This window comes from Herbidospora sp. NBRC 101105 (assembly GCF_030269205.1).
Lineage (GTDB): Bacteria > Actinomycetota > Actinomycetes > Streptosporangiales > Streptosporangiaceae > Herbidospora > Herbidospora solisilvae.
Window position 1 is genome coordinate 271900 of record NZ_BSSX01000008.1, and the last position, 22185, is coordinate 294084.

A 22185-nucleotide genomic window follows, 5' to 3' on the forward strand; every position below is an offset into this window, starting at 1 on the left:
CCGAAAAAAGGGCTAATGTCCGGCTCTGCGCAACAACCGGCGTGCCGGTCGCGGACCGGTCGTACGCAACCAGATCTGGATGGCCGCGCCGCCCAGCGGCGACCGGTCGACCTTGAGGTGGCCGCCCGTCGACTCGGCCAGCCGGCGGGCGATGTCGAGCCCGAGACCGGTCGACCCCGCGCCGCTGTGGCCGCGCTTCAGCGCGCCCGCCGGATCGTCGATGCCCGGCCCGGCGTCGGCGACGAGGATGCCCACCATGCCCGACCCCTGGTGGAGGGTGACGGTGAAGGCGGTCCGTTCGGGGGTGTGCCGGAACACGTTGCCGAGGGTGGCGTCGATGACCGCGCTCAGGTCGGCCGCCGCGACGGGGACCTTGGCGGGCTCCTCGGTGCCGTACAGATCCCAGGGCCTGGCCTGGTCCTCCGCAAGCGCCGACCAGAAGGCCAGCCGCTCCTTCAGCACCGCGGCGGCGTCGCAGCCCTGCACCGGGCGGGAGGGCCGGCGCGCGGTCTCGATGATGGCGTCGACCTCGCGCTCGAGCCGGTCGACCTGCTCGGCGGCCGGGCCGTGGGTGCCGACGTGCAGGCGCAGGGCGGTGAGCGGGGTGCGCAGCCGGTGGGACAGGTCGGCGGCGAGTTCCCGCTCGGCCGCGAGCAGCCCGGCGACCTGGTCGGCCATGGTGTTGAAGGCCTGCCCGGCGGCGACCAGCTCGGGCGGCCCGGCCGGGGTGATGCGGACCGACAGGTCTCCGGCGCCGAGCGCGCCCGCGGCCTCGCCCAGCGACCGGGTCGCCTTCACCATCCGCGACCCGAGCCGGTCGGCCACGACCACCGAGCCCGCGACCAGCGCGACGGCCACCCCGGTGAGGACCGCCCAGGAGGCCGCGACCCCCTCGCTGAGGGCGGCGTCGGGGACGTACACCTCGATGACCGCGCTTCTCCCCCGGTCGAGCGCGACCGGGCGGAGCACCGCGAACCCGCCCGCGACCCTGATGGTCTGCGCCCGCGCGGTGGCGAGGTCGACGCCGCCGACCCGCGAGACGCCGACCGAGACGCCGTCGAGGTGGACGGCCAGCCGGCTCGCGCCCCCGGCGGCGGTGCTGGCCAGCGCCGGTTCGAGGCGGCCCGGGTCGGTGGTGACGACGAGCGCCGGGACGATCATGCTGGCCTGGCGTTCGGCGTCGTTGAGCGCCCGGCTCTCGGCGGCCTGCTTGACGGCTGCGGCCAGCGGGACCAGGAACGCGAGCGCGACCATGGCCGTCACGGCGACGGCGACGAGCGCCAGGCTCCTGCGCACTAGACGCCCGGGGCGCTGAGACGCACTCCGACGCCCCGCACCGTGTGGAGGTAGCGGGGACTCGACGCGCTCTCCCCGAGCTTGCGCCGCAACCACGACAGGTGCACGTCGATCGTCTGGTCGTCGCCGTAGGACTGCCGCCACACCTCGGTCAGCAGTTCCTTCCGGGAGACGACCCGGTCGGGCCGCGCCCCCAGATAGGCCAGCAGGTCGAACTCCCGGCGGGTCAGCTCCAGCGGCCTGCCGTCGAGCGCCGCCTCACGCCGCGCCGGGTCGACGGTCAGCCCGCCGATCCGGATCGCCGCCGTCGCCGGGACGGTCCGCGCCCGCCGCAGCACCGCCTCGATGCGCGCGTTGAGATGGTCGCCGGAGAACGGCTTGACGAGATAGTCGTCCGCCCCGTCCCGCAGCAGCCGCACGATCTCGGCCTCGTCGTCGCGGGCCGTGGCGATGATGACCGGCACGTTCGAGATGGCCCGCAACATCTTCAGCGCCTCGGCGCCGTCGAGGTCGGGTAAGCCCAGGTCGAGCACGACCACGTCGGGCGGGAAGTGCGCGATGTCGCGCAGCGCGTCGAGCGCGCCACCCGCACTGCGCACGGCGTGGCTGCGGCCCGCCAGATCGCGGATGATCGCCGACCGGACGAACTCGTCGTCCTCCACCACCAGAACCGTCGCCATGGCCCCACACGTTACGACACGTACCAATGGTCTTTAGGGGATAATGCCGCCATATGCGGGCGATCGGGTACATCGTGGCGTGGTGCGGGGCCACCGCCCTCGCCGTCGGAGTGGCCTGGTTCGGCGTGAGCGGCGTCCTGCGGACCGCCCTCGGCGAAGGAGAGCCGCTGACCCCGCTGGTGGTCGCGGCCCCGAACCTGGTCTCGGGAGCCCAGCGCGACCTTCCCCCCGCGCCGGAGGACGAGCCGACGCCCACCCCGGTCGCCGTGCCCTCTTCCGCCGCCCCCGCGGCGACCCCGGCTCCCCGGCCCAAGAGGAAGCCCGCCGCCAGCAGCCGCCCGACGCCCACCCGGACGACCAGCACCCCGGCGCGGGACCCCGTCCCGGCCCCCGCGCCTTCACCGGTCACGGAGGAGAGGCTGCACACCTTCACCCTCAAGGGCGGCCGGGCCACGGTGGCCGTCGGCGAGACCGACTGCCGGATCGTGTCGGCCACACCGGCGGAGGGCTGGGAGCTCAAGACGTGGACGGAGCCGTACTGGTTGCGGATCACCTTCCTGAAGGACAACCAGGAGTCGTCGGCCTTCTGCACATGGAACGCACTGCCACCGAGGCTCGACACCTACGAGAGGTAGCGGCGAACCGGCTACTCACGGATGAATCCCGGGCTTCGTAAGCCGACGGTCCCCCGCGTCGCGATCGAGTGCACGGTCGTCGGCGCCCCGAGGCGTCATCTCGCGTTCGATTCGGGATGAAGCGCCTGTCGAGCACCCCCGGAGGCGGGCCGACGCCGCGTACCTGACAGAGCTTCTCCACCGCACGAAAAAAGGGCGGCCGGGCCGCCCTCTTCAGCCGGAAGTGCTACTTGAGCAACTTCTGATACCTCTGCAGCTCCTTCAGGTGCTTCTGACCTGATTCGATGATCGCGTTGGCCATCTGGATCCCCGGCCCGTACTCGCCGCCGGCCGTCTCCTCCTCGGCCAGGGCCAGCGCGCCCTTCTGGTGCTTGATCATCAACGCTACGAACCGCTCGTCGAAGGCCGCCCCCGCCGACCCGGCCAGATCGGCCATCTCCTTGTCCGAGATCAGCCCCGGCATCGGCTTCCCGCGCTCCAGCGGTTCCACCGCCCACTCCGACAACCAGCTCTTCAACGTCGCCACCTCGGGCTCCCGCGCCGCCCGGATCTCGGCGGCGAAGTCGCGCACCCACTGGTCCCCTGCGGCGGTCGCGGCCAGCCCGGTCAGGTCGTAGGCCTGGAGGTTGTGGGTGATCAACGTCGCGGCGAAGGTCTTGTCCGTCTCGTTGGGCGCGGCGTCGGCGACGACCGCGGGCTCCTCGGTGGCCGTCGGTTCCGCGGCCGCCTCGGTCGCCGGTGGCTCCTGGGTCTCCTGCGACGCCGTCACGGTGGGGATGGCGGCCGGGGAGGAGGAAGCGGCGGCCGGGGAAGGCGTGGCGTCGGTGCCGCTCTCGGCGGAGCACCCGGAGATCAGGGCCATGGCCGCGACGGCGGGCAGGGCGATCCGGCGGAAGGTCGTCATGGGGCGAGACCCTACCGAAACCCACATAAGGGAGTGTTCAGCCAAAGGGCGAAGGGCCACAGACCGGCCAAATCATGCCTCTCGCCGAACTCTCCTAACTCTTTCGGTCAAACCATGGTGCGCTTCCGGAGCACGTGTTCTAACCTGCGATCATGCGCAAGTGGGCAGAAAATCGATGAAAGGTTTCATCCACTTGAAACCTCTGTTGACACGCACGAAACAGTGATACGTTCTTGGGAGCGCTCCCAAGCCGCCGCGTAACACACTTCGGGCCTGAGGAGACCGGATGGCCGATCTTCCCACCCTCGCAGAGGTAGCCGCCGCTGCTGGCGTCTCCCCGGCAACCGCTTCCCGAGTCCTGACGGGCTCGGTCAGAGTGACAACAAGCACCAGGCGACAGGTCCACGACGCCATGTCGCGCCTGGGGTACGTCCGCCGGAGAGCCCCCCGGGGTTCCACCGCGCGCCGTACGGACCAGATCGTCGCCGCAGTGGTCTGTGAGCAGACGCCTCGGTTGTTCACCGAGCCGTACTACGCACGACTGCTGTCGGCCGCCGAAGAGGTCTTCGCCGGCCACGGGGTACCCCTCGTGGTCATGACGGCCACTCCGGCGACCGCCGCGATCGCCGCTCCGCCACTGGTGGCGGGGGCAGTCGACGGGGTGCTGCTGATCGGGGCGCGGGCCCGCCACCCGCTCGCCGTGACGCTCGCCGCCTCGGGGATCCCGGTGCGCAGCGCCGGGCGTCCACCGGACGGCGTGGACCTCCCCTACGTCGACATGGACAACCGCGACGGTGGCCGCCAGGCCGCCGAGCACCTGCTGCTGGGCAACCGGCGGGTGATCGCCACGATCGCGGGGCCGCCGACTCTCCCGGCGGCCAGGGACCGGCTCGACGGGTTCCGGGAGACCCTCCGCGACGCGGGGGTCACCGACATGCCCGTCGCGTACGGCGACTTCACCCACGCCTCGGGCGCGCACGCCATGCAATGGCTGCTGCAACGCGCGCCCAGGCTGGACGCGGTGTTCGCCGCGTCCGACGTGATGGCGGCCGGCGCGATCCAGGCGCTGCGGCGGGCCGGGCGCAAGGTGCCCGACGACGTCGCGGTGGTCGGGTTCGACGACGCCCCCATCGCCCGGCACACCTCGCCGACGCTCACCACGGTCCGCCAGCCCGTAGAGGAACAGGCGGCCCTGGCCGCCCGGATGCTCCTCATGGCGCTCGCCGAAGGCGACGCGCCCAAGGGGAACCCCGTCCTGCCCACGGAACTGATCGTCCGTGAATCGACCTGAGCTGGCCGAAGGCGATGTCCTGACCCGTCGCTATCTGCTCCAGGAGCGGATAGCGACGGGCGGCATGTCGGTCATCTGGAAGGCGTTCGACCAGTCTCTCCAGCGGACCGTCGCCATCAAGCTGCTCGACTCGTCCCTCGACGGCGACAACCCCGGCCGGGAACTCATCCGCCGGGAGGCCAGGGCGACGGCCCGGCTGATCCACCCCGACGCCATCGAGGTCTACGACTACGGCGAGACGGTGACCCCCCGGGGACGCCTGGCCGCCTACGTCGTCATGCGCCTCCTGGAGGGCCGGTCCCTGGCCGACCGCCTGGCCGAGGGTCCGCTCCCCTGGGAGGAGGCCGCCGCCACAGCGGCCCGCCTGGCCCTGGTGCTCGCCGCCGCCCACGAACGCGGCATCGTGCACCGGGACGTGACGCCGGAGAACGTCCTGCTCACCCCCGAGGGCGCCAAGCTCCTCGACTTCGGCATCGCCGCGTTCGCCGGCGAGGCCGACGACGAGCTGGTCAAGGACTTCGGCACGCCGCCCTACGTGGCCCCCGAGCGCCTCAGGGAGTTACCCGCCGCACCCGCGGTCGACGTCTACTCCCTGGGCGTGCTCCTGTACGAGATGCTCAAGGGCCGGCCGCCCTATCCCGAGACGACCTGGGAGGGCATCGAACAGGCCCGCCGCGACGGCCCTCCCCCGGTCCCCGACGGCGTGCCCGGCCTCCCCTCCGAGATCGCCGCCCTCTGCCGCCGGTGTCTGTCGCCTGACCCGACAGAACGCCCCAGCGCCCGGGAGGTCGCCGCCGCCCTGATGCCCGGCGAGGCCGAACGCGAGCCCGGCTGGGTGAAGTGGGGCGCGGCCGTGGCCGGGGTGCTGGCGCTCGGCATCCTGCTCGTCCAGCAGCCGGGCACCCCGGCCGGCCTGGCCGCCGACATCAGCCTGAGCGTGACCCCCACCAGCCAGGCCACCGCCCGCACCCCCGCCGACCACAGCGTCCCCGTCATGGACCCGGCCCCCGAGACGGCCGAGCCCAGGGCGACCGACGCGGGCTCACCGCCGATCGCGGAAGACGAGCCCGAGCACCCGCCGACGAGCCCGCCGCCCCGGCCGACCCCGCGTCCCGGTTCGACGCTGGGCCCCATCCCGCTGGCCAGCCCCGCCCCCGGCGTCCCGACCGTGAAGGCGGCGGCGGCGGAGTTCGACCGCCTGGTGGCCGAGGGCGACAAGTCGGGCCACATCATCGGCTACGCGGCCGACGACCTGCGGCTGGAACTGCGCAACATGATCGCCAACGACGACGCGAACGCGATCGGCAACCTGCGCAGGAAACTCGACGACCGCCTGAGGGAAGAGGTCCTCACCCCGGCCTTCAAGTCCCGCCTGGAAAGAGCCCTCGACCGCCTGTCCGCGGCCTTCGCCGCGAAGGGCACCTGAGAGCGACCCTCCTCGGACTGGCTTGCGTCTGGCCCAGAGCGGGACCTCACGCATGTCCCGACCGCCTGAGTGAGCGCCTGGGACAGGCGGCAGTCGTCTCCAAGCGGAGTGACTCGCTGCTTCAGAGCCGGTATTGCGACACCGGACACCCGATAGCGAGGGCTTGCGCCCTCCAGGCGTTCGGGCAGACTCCATGCGCCGAAAGGCCTGCTGAGAACGGTGTCCCAATGCTGAACGAAGGCCCCGCGCCCAAGAACCGGCCGGATACGGCGGCCGAGCATTTCCCGCGCGGCCGGGTGGGCACGGTGCCGGTCTGACGCTCGTCCTGGTGCCGACGCTGTACGTCATGGCGGAGAAGGCCAAGTAACGGCACCCCCAAGCACAATGCCCTATGTGACAAGACCGGCCCAATACCCACGGCTTGGGCATCCGCTCACACATGCCGAGACAGACATACCTTCACCCCTCCACCGTGCGACCACGCACGCGGACCAGGCCTCGCCTCCCGCAGCTTGGGCATCCGCTCACAGGACGCCGAGGCAGACAAACCTTCGCCCCTCCACCGTGCAACCAAGCAGGCGGAACCGCCGAGGGCCGCGTCGTGGACGCGGTCTGAACTCGTCCGCCAGGAGACGGGCCTCCGGCTGCGCGATGCCAAGTTCGTCACCGAACCGATCAGCGCCGACCGCTACCTCCGAGGCCTCGCACAACTTGGACGTCCGTCTCACGGCCCGCGGCGCAGAACAAACGCCTCACCTTCCGCGCCGACGTGGAAGCACGGAGAAGAGGCGGCAGAGCCCCGTCTTCCCCATCCCGTTGCCGTGCTCTCAGAAAGTGTCAGCCCCACACGAGATGCTCGACCCCCAGGGCGGGCGGGCCATTCCCCCGCCCCGCGAAAAGCCGCGACCAATCACCGGCCGCCCATCCGCCGGGCCATGCGCCAAAACCCCGCGGAGTCCACTCTGTGGAACGCCCGCTGGCGGACCTGCGTCCTGACCCGGCAGAGTAAAGCCAGATCGTGCGGGCCCCCGCACGTGTCCGCACGATCCGCGATTCCTCCGCGCAAAACCCGCGATATCCCGTGGGAGCGCTCCCGTCAATGGGAGCGCTCCCAGAATAAGCATGTGTTTCCTGCCCGTATCGCCTCGGTTGCCGGACCCACCCTTCACCTTCCCGCAAGCCTGCCGAATCTTTCGTACGGATTCTGCGCCTTTCATTGGGTAGCCTGCGGGCCCATGAGCGGATTCAAAAAGTTCCTCCTCCGCGGCAACATCGTGGAGCTGGCGGTCGCCGTGGTCATCGGCGCCGCGTTCGGCGGGCTCGTCCAGGCCGTGGTCGCCGACTTCATCACTCCCCTGGTCAAGGCCATCACCGGCGGCGCGGGGCAGAGCTTCGGCCAGCTCAAGTTCACCGTCAACGGCAGCGACTTCGCCTACGGTCACTTCCTCAACACCCTGTTGAGCTTCCTGATCATCGCGGCGGTCGTCTACTGGCTGGTGGTCACCCCCATGACCCGCCTGATCGCCATGTTCGAGAAGGACAAGGTCGCCACGGAGAAGAAGTGCCCGGAGTGTTTAAGCGACGTACCGGTCGAGGCCCGCAGGTGTGCCTTCTGCACGAGCGACCTGACCCCGGCGGCGGCGGAGCGGCCGCCGGCGTAAGAGTTCATACATAAGGGCGGCGTAAAAGTTGTAAGCGGCGTGAAAGGCCGCCGCAAGTGGGCTCTCCTAGTGTCCCGTCTCGTCAAAGACAACTAGGAAGGCACTCTCCCAATGAAGACCGCTCGCCTCATCCTCGTCGCCGGTGCGACCTCCCTTCTCATGGGCGTCGCCGCGTGCAGCGGCGGCACGACCGAGGTCTGCAACGAGGCCATGAAGGCGTTCACCGACTACAGCACCAAGGTCGGCCAGGCCGCCGGGAACCTCGACGGGATCAACAGCGAGACCCAGGCCCTCGCCACCCAGCTGAAGGGCCTGGCCGACAAGGCCGACGGCGACCTCAAGTCGTCGCTCACCAAGATGGCCGACACGTGGGCGACCCTCAAGATCGACCCGGCGAACCCGTCGGCGGTCACGGAGTTCGCCACGAAGACCTCCGAGGCGACCCAGGAACTCGCCGTCGCCTGCGGCGGCTGACGCCGGCCACACCGCCGGGCCGCCACGACGGCCCGGCGGGGCACATTCTTCTTTCCGTTACGGCTCCGCCCACCACAACCCCGCCCGTCGTCCGAATCCCTCACCGCCCCCGGCGCCAACCGGCCGCGCAGCCCCACCCCGCAACGCCAAGGGACGAACGCGCGGCCCAGGACCGATGGGGCGGCCCGCAAGAAGAGGTGTCGAACCGCCGGACCACCAAGGGCCGGCGAGAACCACCCCGAGGATGCACGAGGGGCCGGGCCGGACCATCAAGGCCACAAAGCGCGCACCGATGCCAAGGGTGCACGAAGGAGTCGGGCCTCGACCGACCCCACAGGCACACAAGACCGCGAAAGAACAGGGCGAACCGCCGAAGGGCCCGGACCGCCAGGCCCACACGGTGATGCATGAGGGGTCGAGCCGTCGACCGCCGGCCCACAAAGGACCGCGATAAAACAGGGCGGGACCGCCAAGGCCCCGCAAGGGCGCATGTCTCCGCGAGGGAACAGGCCGCGAAAGATTCAGCGGCGCCTCGAACGCCCCAAGGCCGCCCGAACCGGGAATCGGCCGCCCCAGTCGATAACGCCAACAAAAAGGCCCCAGCCAGGCGCACCGGCAGGAGCTCGTCCAGCAACGAATAAAAGCGGCCCCACCAGCCAAAACTCCGGCAGGCGCAGATCCCGGCCGCACGACCGGCCGGCGATTCAACCAGCCGGCGGGTCGTCGGACGCTTCACATAGGTCAACCCGAGATCGCCGTACCCATGAAACCGGTACGGCGATCTCGGTGTTTTCCGGACAGTCAGGCTGGGGATCCAGGCCGGGGTGGCATTCCCTGGTGACCCGTCGACTCGGCGCGACGACGGGAGGGACCGAACCGAATCCACCAGGAGACGGAATGGCGGGGGGACTGCGGGAGCCCGGTTCTGGAGGAACCGTCACCCGGGATACATCGGACGTTTTGTAGGAGAAACCACAGATGTCCTACATGTTTCGGGACGATAGATGCGACTTATGATTTTTGTCAACAGAAGTCTGCCGATGGACGAGATTAATTAGCCTCACCGGGCCCCATGTGACGTTGCACTGTCCGCGACTGCCAGCGGGAACACGCTCCCACACGGTTCGGGAACGGTCCGACCGGGGATCACAACCCGGGCCCAGGCCCGTTGACCACCCTCATATCCCGTAGTAACAATGTCATCGATCAGCTCAAGGGCGGTGGCAGCCTGCGGGTCGACACAGAGTCACAGAGACGTGATCGGCGCACGCGTCCCTCACCGAAGAGGAGTAAGCGTGAGCGACACGCATGCCCAACAAGACTCCCTCCGCCGCACCCTGGGGCTGAACCGGCGTCAGTTCATGGCGGCGACCACCGGCGTGGCCGCGGCCACGGCGCTGCCGCTCGCCCTGCCCGGAACCGCCCAGGCCGAGGAGGTGCCCGTGGCCGACCCCGCCGCCACGGCGCTGCCCGACGACCGGAGCGCCCTGGTGCCCGCCTCGCAGCGGGGCATCATCCTCTACACCGTCCGCGACGCCATCAGCCGTGACCCGAACGCGAGCCCGCACCCCTCGGGCTTCAAGGAGGTCTTCGCGGCCCTCGCGGCGATCGGCTACAAGCAGATCGAGTTCGCCGGCTACACCCAGCACGCCAACTCCGAGGGCGGCAACAACCTCGAGTCGGTCGCCGGCGCGACGTTACTGCGGTCGTGGCTCGACGCCAACGGCCTGCGGGCGCAGGGCAACCACGGCTTCATCCCCGGCTCCTGGCCGCTCAGCACCGCCGACCTCGACCGGTGGAAGCGCACGCTGGAGATCGCCAACATCCTCGGCATGCAGCACGTCGGCACGGGCAGCGACCCGACCGGCAGCAACTACAAGGCCGACTGGGACGTCGCCATCGCCAAGTGGCACGCCCTGGGCGAGCTGGCGACCGCCGCCGGTCTGAAGCTCTACACCCACAACCACGACGCCGCCTACAACTTCCTGCTCGACAGCGGGCCGCTCGACGCCCTGGGCCGGCCGACCCGTTCGTCCGGCATCCGCAAGCTCGAGTACTTCCTCAGCCAGACCGACAAGCACCTGGTCTTCCTGGAGATGGACCTGTTCTGGGCCCACGTCGCCCAGTACAAGTTCAGCAACTACACCGCCGCCGACGGCACCGTGGTGCAGGACATCTTCGACCCGTTCACCCTGATCCGGGAGAACCAGAAGCGCTACCCGCTGTTCCACATCAAGGACGGCAAGATCAACCCGGCGATCCCCAACGGCTACGACATGGTCCCGCTGGGCACCGGCAACATCAACTACCGGGAGTTCTTCGAGCGGGTCAAGATCCGCGACAAGCACCACCCGATGTACGAGCAGGACAACGCCCCCAACGGCGCCGACCCGGCGCAGTCTCTCGGGCTCGCCCAGCTGAGCTGGAACAACTGGGCCGACATGCGCGAAGACCGGTACTACGAGTAACCGCCTGCCGCAAACAGACTTCGCAGCCCTGTTCTCCACCGGACCGCCGCGCGGATCCGCCGTTGCCCCGGCGGGCACGGCGGTCCGGTCATCAATACTCCTCGTCCAAGGAGAAGTACCTTCCATGCAGCGTACCCGAAGGGCGCTGGGGGTCCTCGTGACCGCCCTGGCGCTTCCGTTAGGCATGCTCGGCGCCCCGGCGCAGGCCGCCGACGACCCCGCCGTCACCTGGTCGAACTACGAGAAGATCACCCTCACCAAGAACGTCGGCGAGCCCGTCGACATGGCCGTGCTCCCGGACCTGCGTGTCCTGCACACGGCCCGGACCGGCGACCTCCGCCTGACCGACCCGTCGACCGGCATCACCAAGATCGTCAACACGATCCCGGTCTACAACAACTCCGAGGACGGTCTGCAGACCGTCGCGCTCGACCCCGACTTCGCGACCAACAAGTGGGTGTACCTCTACTACGCCCCGCGGACGATGGACCCGCCCTACGTCGCGACCACCCCGACCGGTTCGGCGCCCAACACGCTGCCGGCGGGCCAGACCGACGCCTACTGGGACCAGTGGAAGGGCTACAACCAGCTCTCCCGGTTCAAGTGGGACGGCGAGAAGCTCGACCTGTCGACCGAGCAGGTCATCATCAAGGTCGAGACCCAGCGCGGCCAGTGCTGCCACGTCGCCGGTGACATCGACTGGGACGCCGACGGCAACCTCTACCTCGGTACCGGCGACAACACCCCGGCCTCCGCGCCGGGCGCCAACGGCTACGCCCCGAACAACGACGCCCCCGGCGTCAACCCGGGCAACGACACCCGTCGCGGCGCCGGCAACAGCAACGACCTGCGGGGCAAGATCCTGCGCATCAAGGTCCAGGCCGACGGCTCGTACACGATCCCGGCCGGGAACCTGTGGCCGGTCGGCACGGAGAAGACCCGTCCGGAAGTCTTCGTGACCGGCGTGCGCAACCCGTTCCGCCTGGACGTCGACCCGGCGACCGGCACCCTGTCGTGGGCCGACTACGGCCCCGACGCCGGCGCGCCGAACCCCGACCGCGGTCCGATGGGCTACGTCGAGTGGAACACCACCCCGACGAACAAGCCGATCAACGCGGGCTGGCCGTACTGCACGGGCAACAACTTCAACTACAACAACTGGAACTTCGCGACCAACACGCCGCGTGAGTTCTTCGACTGCGCCGCCGGCCCGATCAGCGGCTCGCGGCACAACACCGGTATCGCGCAGCTTCCGCCGGCCACCCCGGCCGACCTGTACTACGGCGACAACAACACCCACCAGCCGGCCGAGTGGGCGGGTCTGACGGACTTCGACCCGCAGGGTGGCCAGGGCCCGATGGGCGGCCCGATCTACCACTACGACGCCGCGAACCCCTCGCCCTACAAGTTCCCGCAGTACTGGGACGGCAAGGCGTTCTTCGCCGAGTTCTCGCAGGACTACCTGGCGGCCTTCACGCTGGCCGGCCCGGACGGACCGGTCACGAAGATCGAGCAGTTCTTCCCGAACAAGGCGCTGACCCAGGCCGCCATGCCGATCACCGACAGCCCGATCGACATCGAGTTCGGCCCCGACGGCGCGCTCTACGTCCTCGACTACGGCGACGGCTTCTTCCGCGCCAACCCCGACTCCGGTCTGTACCGGATCGACTACGCGGCCGACAACAAGACCCCGCAGCCGAAGATCAAGGTCGACAAGGCCTCGGCCAGCGCGCCGCCGCTGACCGTGAACTTCGACGCCTCGGGCTCGACGGACACCGAGCCGGGCGCCCTCACCTACGAGTGGGACGTCGACGGCGACGGCACCTTCGACAAGACCGGCGTCCAGGTCAGCCACACCTACGCGACCAACGGCCTCTACTTCGCCCGCCTCAGGGTCACCGACTCGGGTGGCAAGTCGGCGCTGGCCTCGGTCGAGATCTCCGTCGGCAACACCGCTCCCGTGGTCAGCGTCAACACCCCCGGCAACGGCGGCTTCTTCGACTGGGGCCAGGCCATCCCGTTCAACCTCTCGGCCACCGACGCCGAGGACGGCCCGAACGCGGTCTGCTCCCGCATGCAGTGGAACTTCGGCCTCGGCCACGACAACCACGCCCACCCGGAGACCCTGGGCACGGGCTGCACCGGTGCCTGGCCGACCCCGGCCAACGCCCCCGAGCACGGTGAGACCGAGAACATCTTCGGCGTCATCGTGATCTCCTACCGGGACAACGGGGCCAACGGCCTCCCGCCGGCGCTGGGCGAGGCCAGCATCATCCTCAACCCCAAGCTCCAGCAGGCCGAGCACGCCGACATCATCAACGGCGCGGTCGACACCGACGACCCGAACGCCTCGGGCCTCGGCAAGATCACCTCGCTCGACCCCGGTGACTCGATCGCCTGGGACCCGGTGAACTTCGCCGGCATCAACAGCGTCAAGGTCCGCGCCTCCGGCGCCGGCACCCTGTCGCTGCGCTGGAACTCGGCCACGGCCGCGCCGTTCGCCACCGCCACCATCCCGGCCGGCGCCGGCTGGCAGGAGGTCACCACCTCCCTCGCCAACGCCCCGACCGGCACCGGTCAGCTCTACGTCACCTCCACCGGCGGCGTCGAGGTGGACTCGTTCACCTACGTCGGCGGCGGCGTGGCCGACACCACCGCCCCGACCGTGACCGCGACGCCGAACCCGGCGCCGAACGCCAACGGGTGGAACGACGGCAACGTCAGCGTCACCGTCGCGGCGACCGACAACGGCACCGTCTCCAGCCGCCAGTACTCCATCAACGGCGGCCAGACCTGGCAGAACGCCAACAACCCGGTCAACATCACCGCCGAGGGCGTGACCACGTTCCTCTACCGGGCCACCGACTCGGGCGGCAACGTCTCCCCGGTCGGCACGCTCACGGTGCGGATCGACAAGACCAACCCGACCGCCGGCGTCACCGGCGTCACCGCCACCGAGTACGGCACGGCCGACGTCGTCACCCCCGTGGTGACCGGCGCCGACGCCCACTCGGGGATCGACACCATGACCGCCACCATCGACGGCGACCCGGTCACCCCCGGCCAGCCGTTCGAGTTGTGGAAGTTGTCGCTCGGCGAGCACACGCTCGTCGGCACGGTGAAGGACAAGGCCGGCCGCACCGCGACCGCCCAGGTCAAGTTCACGGTGACGACCTCGTACGAGGACCTGGAGACGCTGATCCCCAGGCTCCGCGACGCCGGCAAGATCACCGCCAACGGCGCCACGGCGCTGCTGAACCACCTGCGCGACGCCCAGCACAGCCTCAGCCTGAACAAGCCGTCCGCGGCCAGGTCGGAGCTGAACGGCTTCATCCGCACGCTGTCCCAGCGTGACTACGTCAAGGACGCGGAACTGCGCGCGGCCCTCGAAAGGGACGCCAACCAGCTCCTCTCCGAGATCTAGTCCGTAACCCTCAGGAAGAAGGTGGGGAGGCCCCCGTGGCCCCCCGCCTTTTCCATTTCCGGCACGACGAAAGCGGCGAAAGGAGCGCGCGTCCTTCCGCCGCTTTCGCGGTTTCTACACGTCGAATTCGCCGCCCTTCACCCCGTGGACGAACGCGTCCCATTCAGCCGGGGTGAAGGCGAGGATGGGCCCGGTCGGGTTCTTGGAGTCGCGCAGCGCGATGGCGTGGCCCATCAGTGCCACCTCCACGCACTGGTCTCCCTGGCTGTTGGACTTCTCGGCCTTGCGCCAGGTGGCGGCGGAAACGTCGAGGTCGGTGAACTTCACGAGGTCATCTCCTTCTCTGCGGATTCGAGTACTTCCAACGACCGTTCCGGGCTGAGAGCCGCCGCCCGCAAATGGTCGAAGATGTGGGCGCAGCGCCTGAGCTGGTCGGGCGCCTCCAGGTAGAGTTCGCCGCCCGGGTTCTCGAGCAGCACGACCTCCCCGTCGGCGGGCCCGGCGAAGCTGAGGATGCTGAACGGACTGCCCATGCCGAGATAGGCGCCACCACGCAGAGAGAGCACCTGGATCGTGATGTTCGGGCGGTTGGCCAGTTCGTGCAGGTGACGGAGTTGCTCCGCCATCACCCGCGGGCCGCCGACGCGGCGCCAGACGACTCCCTCGTCGAGCACCACCCACATCGCGAAGTCTCGTTGGTCGAGTTTGCGCTGCCGCTGGAGCCGCAGGGCGACCCGGCGGCCGGTGGCCTTCGGGGTCTCCTCTAGAGCGGCGCTGATGACGGCCCGCGCGTAGTCGGCGGTCTGGAGGAGTCCGGGGATGACCACCGATTCGTAGTTGCGCACCGACACGGCCTCCCATTCGAGCCCCACGTAGGGCCCGGGGAGGACGTCACCGTAGGCGTGCCACCAGCCGCGGTCCCCCGCGTCACGGGCGAGGTCGGTCAGGGCGGCCCGGTGGGCGGGGTCGGCGTCGTACAGTTCGAGCAGGTCACGAAGGGTTCTGGCGCGGGGGCGGGTGAGCCCGGTCTCGATGCGGTAGACGGTGGAGAACGCGACACCGAGGTGGCTCGCGACCTCTTCGCGGCTGTAGCCGGATTCGGTGCGCAGGCGGGTCAGTTCAGCGGCGAGGCGGCGTAACCGGATCGTCGGCAGTCGCCCAGTTCCCATTTTACGAATTACCCCCCAGCCGATTTACTGGTAATGCCGGTGTCACGAAGTCTGCCACGCCGCGTTAGGGGCTCCAGGTAATGCGGATTAGTGACGGTGGACATTTCTGCACCGCCGGAGAATCCCAGGTCCTTCTTGGGGTAGCTGGCCTTGCATGAAGCAGATCACGACTGACATTCCCGCGCGGTTAGACCGACTGCCATGGTCGCGTTTCCACTGGCTCGTGCTGCTCGGGCTGGGCACCGTCTGGGTGCTCGACGGTCTCGAGGTCACCATCGTCGGAGTGATCGGGCCCCGGCTGACGAGTGACGCCGGCGGGCTGAACCTGACCGATTCCGAGGTGGGCCTCGCGGCGGGCATCTACGTGCTCGGCGCGTGCCTGGGCGCGCTCTTCTTCGGCCACCTGACCGACCGGTTCGGGCGGAAGAAGTTGTTCCTGGCGACGCTGGCCCTCTACCTGGCCGCCACGGTGGCGACGGCGTTCTCGTTCGAGCCCTGGTACTTCTTCCTGTGCCGGTTCTTCACCGGCGCTGGAATCGGGGGTGAGTACGCCGCCATCAACTCGGCCATCGACGAGCTGATCCCGGCCCGGCTCCGGGGCCGGATCGACCTGATCATCAACGGTTCCTACTGGCTGGGCACGGTCTTCGGCGCGCTGGTGGCCATCCCGCTGCTCAACCCGGAGGTGCTGCCCGAGGACGTCGGCTGGCGTGTGCTGTTCGGGCTGGGCGCGATCCTGGGCATCGGCATCCTGCTGATCCGCAGGCTGGTGCCGGAGAGCCCGCGGTGGTTGTTCATCCACGGCAAGGACGAGGAGGCCGAGAGGATCGTCACCGACATCGAGCGGTCGGTGCATCAGGAGCTGCCGAAGGCCGACCGGCGGATCACCGTCAACCAGCGGGACCACACCCCGCTGTCGGAGGTCGCGATGACGCTGGTGCGGCGTTATCCGCGGCGTACCGTCGTCGGGTTGTCGCTGTTCGTCGGCCAGGCGTTCCTGTACAACTCGATCTTCTTCACCTACGCGCTGGTGCTGGCCACCTTCTTCGGGGTGCCCGACGGCTCGACCCCCTGGTACCTGATCCCCATCGCGATCGGGAACTTCCTGGGGCCGCTGCTGCTGGGCCACTTCTTCGACTCCGTCGGACGCCGTCCGTTGATCGCGGGCACCTACGTGCTGTCGGGCCTGTTGCTCGTCGGCACGGCCCTGCTGTTCGACGCCGGGGTCCTGAACGCGGTGACGCTGACCGTCTGCTGGATGGTGGTCTTCTTCTTCGCCTCGGCCGGGGCCTCCTCGGCCTACCTGACGGTGTCGGAGATCTTCCCGATGGAGACGCGGGCGCTGGCGATCGCGCTGTTCTACGCGGTCGGCACCGGCCTCGGCGGCATCATCGGGCCGGTGCTGTTCGGCCGGCTGGTGGAGAGCGAGCAGGCCGGGCAGGTGACGGTGGGCTACCTGATCGGCGCGGGGCTGATGGTCGCGGCCGGTCTGGTGCAGTGGTTCCTGGGCGTCGAGGCGGCCCGGCGGTCCCTGGAGGACATCGCCGAGCCGCTCAGCGCTCAGACCATCGACCGCGCCCAGGCGTAGTCGGCCTTGCCGTTGGCGTGCCGCCGGACCCGGTCGGCCCGGACGAACGCCTTCGGCACCTTGAACCCGGCGAGCCGGGCGGCGCACGCGCTCTTGAGCGTGGCGTCGTCCGGTTCCCCGGGTTCCCGCGTCTGTACGACGGCCACGACCTCCTGCCCCCACCGCTCGCTGGGCCGCCCGACCACCAGGGCGTCCACGACCCCCTCGACCTCGCGCAGGACGCCCTCCACCTCCTCCGCGAACACCTTCTCGCCCGCCGTGTTGATCACCGTGGCCTCGCGGCCGTGCAGGTCGACGGTGCCGTCCTCGCGCCAGACCGCCCGGTCGCCGGGGACGGCGTACCTGACCCCGTCCACCGTGCGGAAGGTGCGGGCGGTCTTCTCCGGGTCGCCGAGGTAGCCGAGCGGGATCGGGCCCGAGCGGGCCAGCCAGCCCTCCTCCGGGTCGCCGGGCGACAGGACGCGGGTCTGGTCGGCGCTCAGCACGACCGTCCACGGGCCCGCCTCGAACCTCCCGCCGTCCATGCGCACGGCCGAGTTGCCGGTCTCGGAGGAGCCGAGGGTGTCGACGGTCCGCACGCCCGGGATCAGCTCGGCCAGGCGGGCGCGCAGGGCCTCGCCCAGGAAGGCCCCGCTGGTGCCGATCATGCCGAGCCTCAGGTCGTACACCCGGTTCTGGAGCTCTTCCACCAGGGGGCGGGCGAAGGCGTCGCCGACGATGACGGTGCCGGTGACCCGCTCGCGTTCCAGGGTGGCCAGCAGGCTCGGGGCGTCGAAGCGGTCGACGCGGTCGGCGATGACGACCGTCGAGCCCAGGCACCAGCCGTTGAGGGTGAACCAGACTCCGGTGCCGTGCATGAGGGGCGCGGCGGGGAGGATGCGGCGGCGGCTGGCGGCGGCGTGCTCCACCAGTGCGGCCAGGGACGGGAACGGCGAGCCGTCCCTGCGGCGCACGCCCACCGGGCCGTCGAGCAGGTCGCCGATCCGCCAGACGACCCCCTTGGGCATGCCGGTCGTGCCGCCGGTGTAGATGATGTGGTGGTCGTCGGGCGAGGGGGCGACCGGCACCGGTTCCGGCGACGCGGCGGCCAGCGCCTCCTCATAGGGGAGGGCTCCGGGCACCAGGGGGTGGCCCGAGTCGTCCGCGACCTGGAGCAGGAGGGCCGACGGCGGCGCCACCTTCGCGACGAGCGGCGCGAAGGCGGCGTGGAAGACGACGACGGCCGGTCCGGCGTCGGCGAACAGGTAGGCCAGCTCGTCGGCCGTGTAGCGGTAGTTGACGTTGAACGGGGTCACCCGGGCCTTGTGGGCGCCGAGCAGGGCCTCCAGGTATTCGGGGCCGTTGTGCAGGTAGACGGCCATCCGCGCGCCGGGGCCGAGCCCGCGCGCGTGCAGCAGGTTGCCCAGCCGCCGGGTGCGCTCGGTCGTCTCCCGCCACGAACAGCGCCGGTCGCGCCACACCAGGCACTCCCGGTCGGGAACCGCCGCCGCGATCGCCTCATGCAGCGTGGCCAGGTCGAACTGGGTCACCGCACGCCCTCCAGAACAATAGTCCAGAACAATCGTCGGCGACCATTCTCACACAAACCGCATGTGTGATTACTTTCGGTCGAATGGGTATGAATGCCATCGATGACCCACATAGGGCCATCAAAGCCACTTTCGGGGGAAAATATGGCTGAAATGCCTCAGAAGCGCCAGCCCAAGGTCTCGGGCAAGGCCAAGCGCGCCACCATCAAGGACCAGCGTGCGGCCAAGCAGGAGAAGCGCGAGGGCGGCGACGGCCGTCCCGAGCGTGAGGGCATGGGGGGCGGTTCGATGGGCAACCGCATGGGCGGTGGGGAGCGCCAGCAGCCGGGGCACTCCTCGCAGCAGCAGCATCAGCAGCGCCAGGGTGGTCAGCACCACTGACCCGCCTAGTGGGGGTCTGAGGTGAAGGCTCGGGGAAGGGGGCGACCCGTTCCCCGGGCCTGTTCTGCTTTCTCACGGAGGGACGGATGGCGGGCTATCTGCGCTTTCCCACGATCTTCCGCGACGTGGTGGTGTTCGCCGCCGAAGACGACCTCTGGATGGTGCACGCCGACGGCGGCCGGGCCTTCCGGCTGACCGCCGGGGTCGCCGAGGCCGCCTACCCGCGCCTGTCCCCCGACGGCACCCAGATCGCCTTCGTCGGCCGCGAGGAGGGGCCCGAGGAGGTGTACGTCATGCCCGCCGACGGCGGCGCGGCCGAACGCCTCACCTTCCACGGCGCCGACTGCCAGGTCACCGGCTGGGACCCGCACGGCGCGATCGTCTACACCAGCGACGAGGGCCAGCCCTTCCACGGCTACCGCTGGCTGCACCGCGTCGTCCCGGGAGGCGTGCCGGAGCCGCTGCCGTACGGCCCCGCCTCCGCCATCACCTACGGGCCCGGCGGCATCGTGCTCGGCCGCAACACCTCCGACCCGGCCCGCTGGAAGCGCTACCGGGGCGGCACGGTCGGCGACCTGTGGATCGGCGCCCGCCGGTTCCGCCGCCTGATCGCCCTCCCGGGCAACCTCGCCTCGCCCTGCTGGGTGGGCGACCGCGTCTTCTTCCTGTCCGACCACGAGGGCGTCGGCAACGTCTACTCGTGCTCCCCCGACGGCGACGACCTGCGCCGGCACACCGACCACGGCGACTACTACGCCCGCAACCTGTCCTCCGACGGGCGGCGGCTGGTCTACCACTGCGGCGCCGAACTGTTCCTGCTCGACCCCGGCGCCGACGAGCCGCGCCGCGTCGACGTGCGGCTCGGCAGCTCGCTGACCCAGCGCAACCGCCGGTTCGTGCCGGCGGCGGCCTACCTCGACAGCGCGACCCTCAGCCCCGACGGCTCGCGGCTGGCCGTCACGACGCGGGGCAAGGCCTTCTCGTTCGCCTGCTGGGAGGGGCCCGTGCTCCAGCACGGGGAGCCCGACGGCGTCCGCTACCGGTTCCTGACCTGGCTCGACGACGAGGGCGAACGGCTGGTCGCGGCGGCCAGCGACGACGGCGACCGCGAGGTGCTGGTCGTGTTGTCCCACGACGGCCCGGTCAGGCTCGACGACGCCGACACCGGCCGGATCACCGAGCTGGAGGTCTCCCCCAGGGGCGACCGGTTCGCCGTCACCAACCACCGCAACGAACTGCTGGTCGTCGAGCTGCACGACGACGGCGCGACGGTGACCGAGGTGGAGGCCAGCCCGTTCGGCGCCATCGAGGACCCGGCGTGGTCGCCCGACGGGACGTGGCTGGCGTACGCGTGCCCGGTCGCCCGGCAGACCACGATCATCAAGCTGTTCAACGCCGAGACCGGCGAGATCGCCCCCGCGACCGACCCCGTGCTGGTCGACCGGCGGCCCGCCTTCGACCCCGAGGGCCGCTACCTCTACTTCATCGGGCAGCGGGTGTTCAATCCGGTCTACGACGAGCTCCAGTTCGACCTGGGTTTCCCGATGGGCACCCGCCCCTACGCCGTGGCGCTGCGCGAGGGGGTCGGGTCGCCGTTCGTGCCCGAACCGCGGCCGCTCGACCACGAGGACCACGAGGAGCCCGACTTCGAGATCCACACCGACGGCCTGCCCCATCGGATCGTGGCCTTCCCGGTCGAGGAGAACCGCTACGAACGCGTCGCGGGCCTCAAGGGCAAGGTCATCTACACCACAACCCCGGTGGTCGGCGACCACGCCTCCACCCTCCACTGCTACGAGTTCGCCAAGCAGAAGGCCGAGGAGCTCGTCTCCGACGTGGCCGACTTCAGCCTCGGCCGCGACCACTCGACCCTGCTCTACCGGTCGGGCGACCGGCTGCGTGTGGTCAAGGCCGGGGAGTCGCCGTCGGAGGACGACGAGGCCGACCGCAACGACGGCTGGATCGACCTCGACCGCGTGAAGGTGTCGGTCGCGCCCGAGGCGGAGTGGCGGCAGATGTTCCGCGAGGCGTGGCGGCTCCAGCGCGAGAACTTCTGGGACGAGGACATGGCCGGCATCGACTGGGACGGCGTCTACGCCCGCTACCTGCCGCTGGTCGACCGGGTCGGCACCCGGGGCGAGTTCTCCGACCTGCTGTGGGAGCTGCTCGGCGAACTCGGCACCTCCCACGCCTTCGAGTCGGGCGGCGAGTACCGCGACCGCCCCCACTACTGGCAGGGCAAACTCGGCGTCGACTGGCTCTACGAGGACGGCCGCTACATCATCGGCCGCATCGTCACCGGCGACCCGTGGGACCCGCTCGCGACCTCGCCGCTGAACCGCCTCGGGGTGGACGCGGCCCCCGGCGACGTCGTCACCGCCATCAACGGGATGCCCGTCGGCCCCGACGCCTCACCCGGCCGGCTGCTGGTGAACCTCGCCGACGAGGAGGTCGAGCTGACCATCGAGCGCGACGACGAGTACCACCTCGTGGTCGTCCGGGCCCTCTGCGACGAGCAGCCGGCCCGCTACCGCGACTGGGTCAACGGCAACCGCCGTCTCGTCCACGAGCACACGAACGGCCGCGTCGGCTACGTGCACGTCCCGGACATGGGCCCCGAGGGCTTCGCCGAGTTCCACCGGGGCTTCCTGACCGAGTACGACCGCGAGGCCCTCATCGTCGACGTGCGGTTCAACGGCGGGGGGAACGTGTCGGCGCTGCTGCTGGAGAAGTTGTCGCGGCGGCGGCTCGGCTACGACTTCCCGCGCTGGGGCGTGCCCGCGCCCTACCCCGACGAGTCGCCGCGCGGGCCCATCGTGGGCCTCACCAACGAGTGGGCCGGGTCCGACGGGGACATCTTCTGCCACACCTTCAAGCTGCTCGGACTGGGCACCCTGGTCGGAAGGCGGACCTGGGGCGGGGTCGTCGGGGTCTGGCCCCGCCACCGCCTGGCCGACGGGACCTTGACCACGCAGCCCGAGTTCTCCTTCGCCTTCGACGACGTCGGCTGGCGGGTGGAGAACTACGGCGCCGACCCCGACGTGGAGGTCGACATCACCCCGCAGGAGTACGCGATGGGGGTCGACGCCCAGCTCGAACGGGCCGTCGAGATCGCCCTCGACCGCCTCGGCCGGACCCCCGCCCACACCGCCAACCCGGCCGACCGCCCCCGCCGGGTGGTGCCCACGCTGCCGCCCCGGGTGGCCGCCTGGCGGGAAAGCGACGATCGCCGTGGTCGGGGTCGGCTAGCGTAGGCCGG

The 22185-nt window shown here is 70.3% G+C and carries 16 protein-coding genes; 10 read left to right on the forward strand and 6 right to left on the reverse strand.

Features of this window, described 5'->3' with window-relative positions:
• Positions 1-12 precede the first annotated feature (12 nt).
• Positions 13-1296: a sensor histidine kinase gene (locus tag QSK34_RS30950; RefSeq protein WP_285589274.1), complete on the reverse strand. Its 1284-nt coding sequence runs from the start codon at positions 1294-1296 to the stop codon at positions 13-15.
• Complete coding sequence (locus QSK34_RS30955) at positions 1296-1976, reverse strand: response regulator transcription factor (RefSeq protein WP_285589276.1); 681 nt, start codon at positions 1974-1976, stop codon at positions 1296-1298. Before QSK34_RS30955 ends, QSK34_RS30950 begins: the two co-directional genes overlap by 1 nt.
• A 53-nt stretch (positions 1977-2029) precedes the next feature.
• Here QSK34_RS30955 and QSK34_RS30960 point away from each other — a divergent pair, with 53 nt between their 5' ends.
• Complete coding sequence (locus QSK34_RS30960; RefSeq protein WP_285589278.1) at positions 2030-2611, forward strand: hypothetical protein; 582 nt, start codon at positions 2030-2032, stop codon at positions 2609-2611.
• Between the two features lie 226 nt (positions 2612-2837).
• On the opposite strand, the gene QSK34_RS30965 is transcribed toward QSK34_RS30960, so the two are convergent.
• Positions 2838-3515: a DUF305 domain-containing protein gene (locus tag QSK34_RS30965; RefSeq protein WP_285589281.1), complete on the reverse strand. Its 678-nt coding sequence runs from the start codon at positions 3513-3515 to the stop codon at positions 2838-2840.
• A 286-nt stretch (positions 3516-3801) separates the two neighbouring features.
• Between QSK34_RS30965 and QSK34_RS30970 the strand changes: the two genes are divergently transcribed.
• The 6 genes from QSK34_RS30970 (at position 3802) to QSK34_RS30995 (ending at position 14259) form a co-directional block, all read left to right on the forward strand.
• Complete coding sequence (locus QSK34_RS30970) at positions 3802-4806, forward strand: LacI family DNA-binding transcriptional regulator (RefSeq protein WP_030451054.1); 1005 nt, start codon at positions 3802-3804, stop codon at positions 4804-4806.
• Positions 4793-6232, forward strand: coding sequence for a serine/threonine-protein kinase (locus QSK34_RS30975; protein ID WP_285589287.1), 1440 nt, complete (start codon positions 4793-4795; stop codon positions 6230-6232). Before QSK34_RS30970 ends, QSK34_RS30975 begins: the two co-directional genes overlap by 14 nt.
• A 1235-nt stretch (positions 6233-7467) precedes the next feature.
• The gene (gene mscL, locus QSK34_RS30980) at positions 7468-7893 is read left to right on the forward strand and encodes a large conductance mechanosensitive channel protein MscL (RefSeq protein WP_285589290.1); all 426 of its coding nucleotides are present in this window, start codon (positions 7468-7470) and stop codon (positions 7891-7893) included.
• Positions 7894-8004: 111 nt separating this feature from the next.
• Positions 8005-8367: a DUF8711 family protein gene (locus tag QSK34_RS30985; protein ID WP_285589292.1), complete on the forward strand. Its 363-nt coding sequence runs from the start codon at positions 8005-8007 to the stop codon at positions 8365-8367.
• Between the two features lie 1295 nt (positions 8368-9662).
• A complete protein-coding gene (locus tag QSK34_RS30990; RefSeq protein WP_285589294.1) occupies positions 9663-10835 on the forward strand; it encodes a sugar phosphate isomerase/epimerase family protein in 1173 nt (390 codons plus the stop codon).
• Between the two features lie 124 nt (positions 10836-10959).
• Positions 10960-14259 carry a PQQ-dependent sugar dehydrogenase gene (locus tag QSK34_RS30995; protein ID WP_285589296.1) on the forward strand — a complete coding sequence of 1100 codons (3300 nt, stop codon included), beginning with the start codon at positions 10960-10962 and terminating at the stop codon, positions 14257-14259.
• Between the two features lie 114 nt (positions 14260-14373).
• Here the strand turns inward: QSK34_RS30995 and QSK34_RS31000 are convergent, their stop codons facing one another.
• Both QSK34_RS31000 and QSK34_RS31005 read right to left on the reverse strand, forming a co-directional pair.
• Complete coding sequence (locus QSK34_RS31000; protein WP_285589298.1) at positions 14374-14586, reverse strand: DUF397 domain-containing protein; 213 nt, start codon at positions 14584-14586, stop codon at positions 14374-14376.
• Complete coding sequence (locus tag QSK34_RS31005) at positions 14583-15428, reverse strand: helix-turn-helix domain-containing protein (protein ID WP_285589300.1); 846 nt, start codon at positions 15426-15428, stop codon at positions 14583-14585. The genes QSK34_RS31000 and QSK34_RS31005 overlap by 4 nt, the downstream gene beginning before the upstream one ends.
• Positions 15429-15651: 223 nt before the next feature.
• On the opposite strand from QSK34_RS31005, the gene QSK34_RS31010 reads away from it, so the two are divergent.
• The gene (locus tag QSK34_RS31010) at positions 15652-17016 is read left to right on the forward strand and encodes an MFS transporter (RefSeq protein ID WP_285589302.1); all 1365 of its coding nucleotides are present in this window, start codon (positions 15652-15654) and stop codon (positions 17014-17016) included.
• Here QSK34_RS31010 and QSK34_RS31015 read toward each other — a convergent pair.
• Positions 16989-18545 (reverse strand): AMP-binding protein, encoded by a 1557-nt coding sequence (locus QSK34_RS31015; protein WP_285589305.1) that lies wholly within the window; start codon positions 18543-18545, stop codon positions 16989-16991. The genes QSK34_RS31010 and QSK34_RS31015 overlap by 28 nt on opposite strands.
• Before the next feature lie 153 nt (positions 18546-18698).
• On the opposite strand from QSK34_RS31015, the gene QSK34_RS31020 reads away from it, so the two are divergent.
• Both QSK34_RS31020 and QSK34_RS31025 read left to right on the forward strand, forming a co-directional pair.
• The gene (locus QSK34_RS31020) at positions 18699-18926 is read left to right on the forward strand and encodes a hypothetical protein (RefSeq protein WP_030451064.1); all 228 of its coding nucleotides are present in this window, start codon (positions 18699-18701) and stop codon (positions 18924-18926) included.
• A gap of 86 nt (positions 18927-19012) precedes the next feature.
• Entirely contained in the window at positions 19013-22180 is a 3168-nt protein-coding gene (locus tag QSK34_RS31025; RefSeq protein ID WP_285589307.1) for a S41 family peptidase, read from the forward strand.
• Positions 22181-22185: the final 5 nt, after the last annotated feature.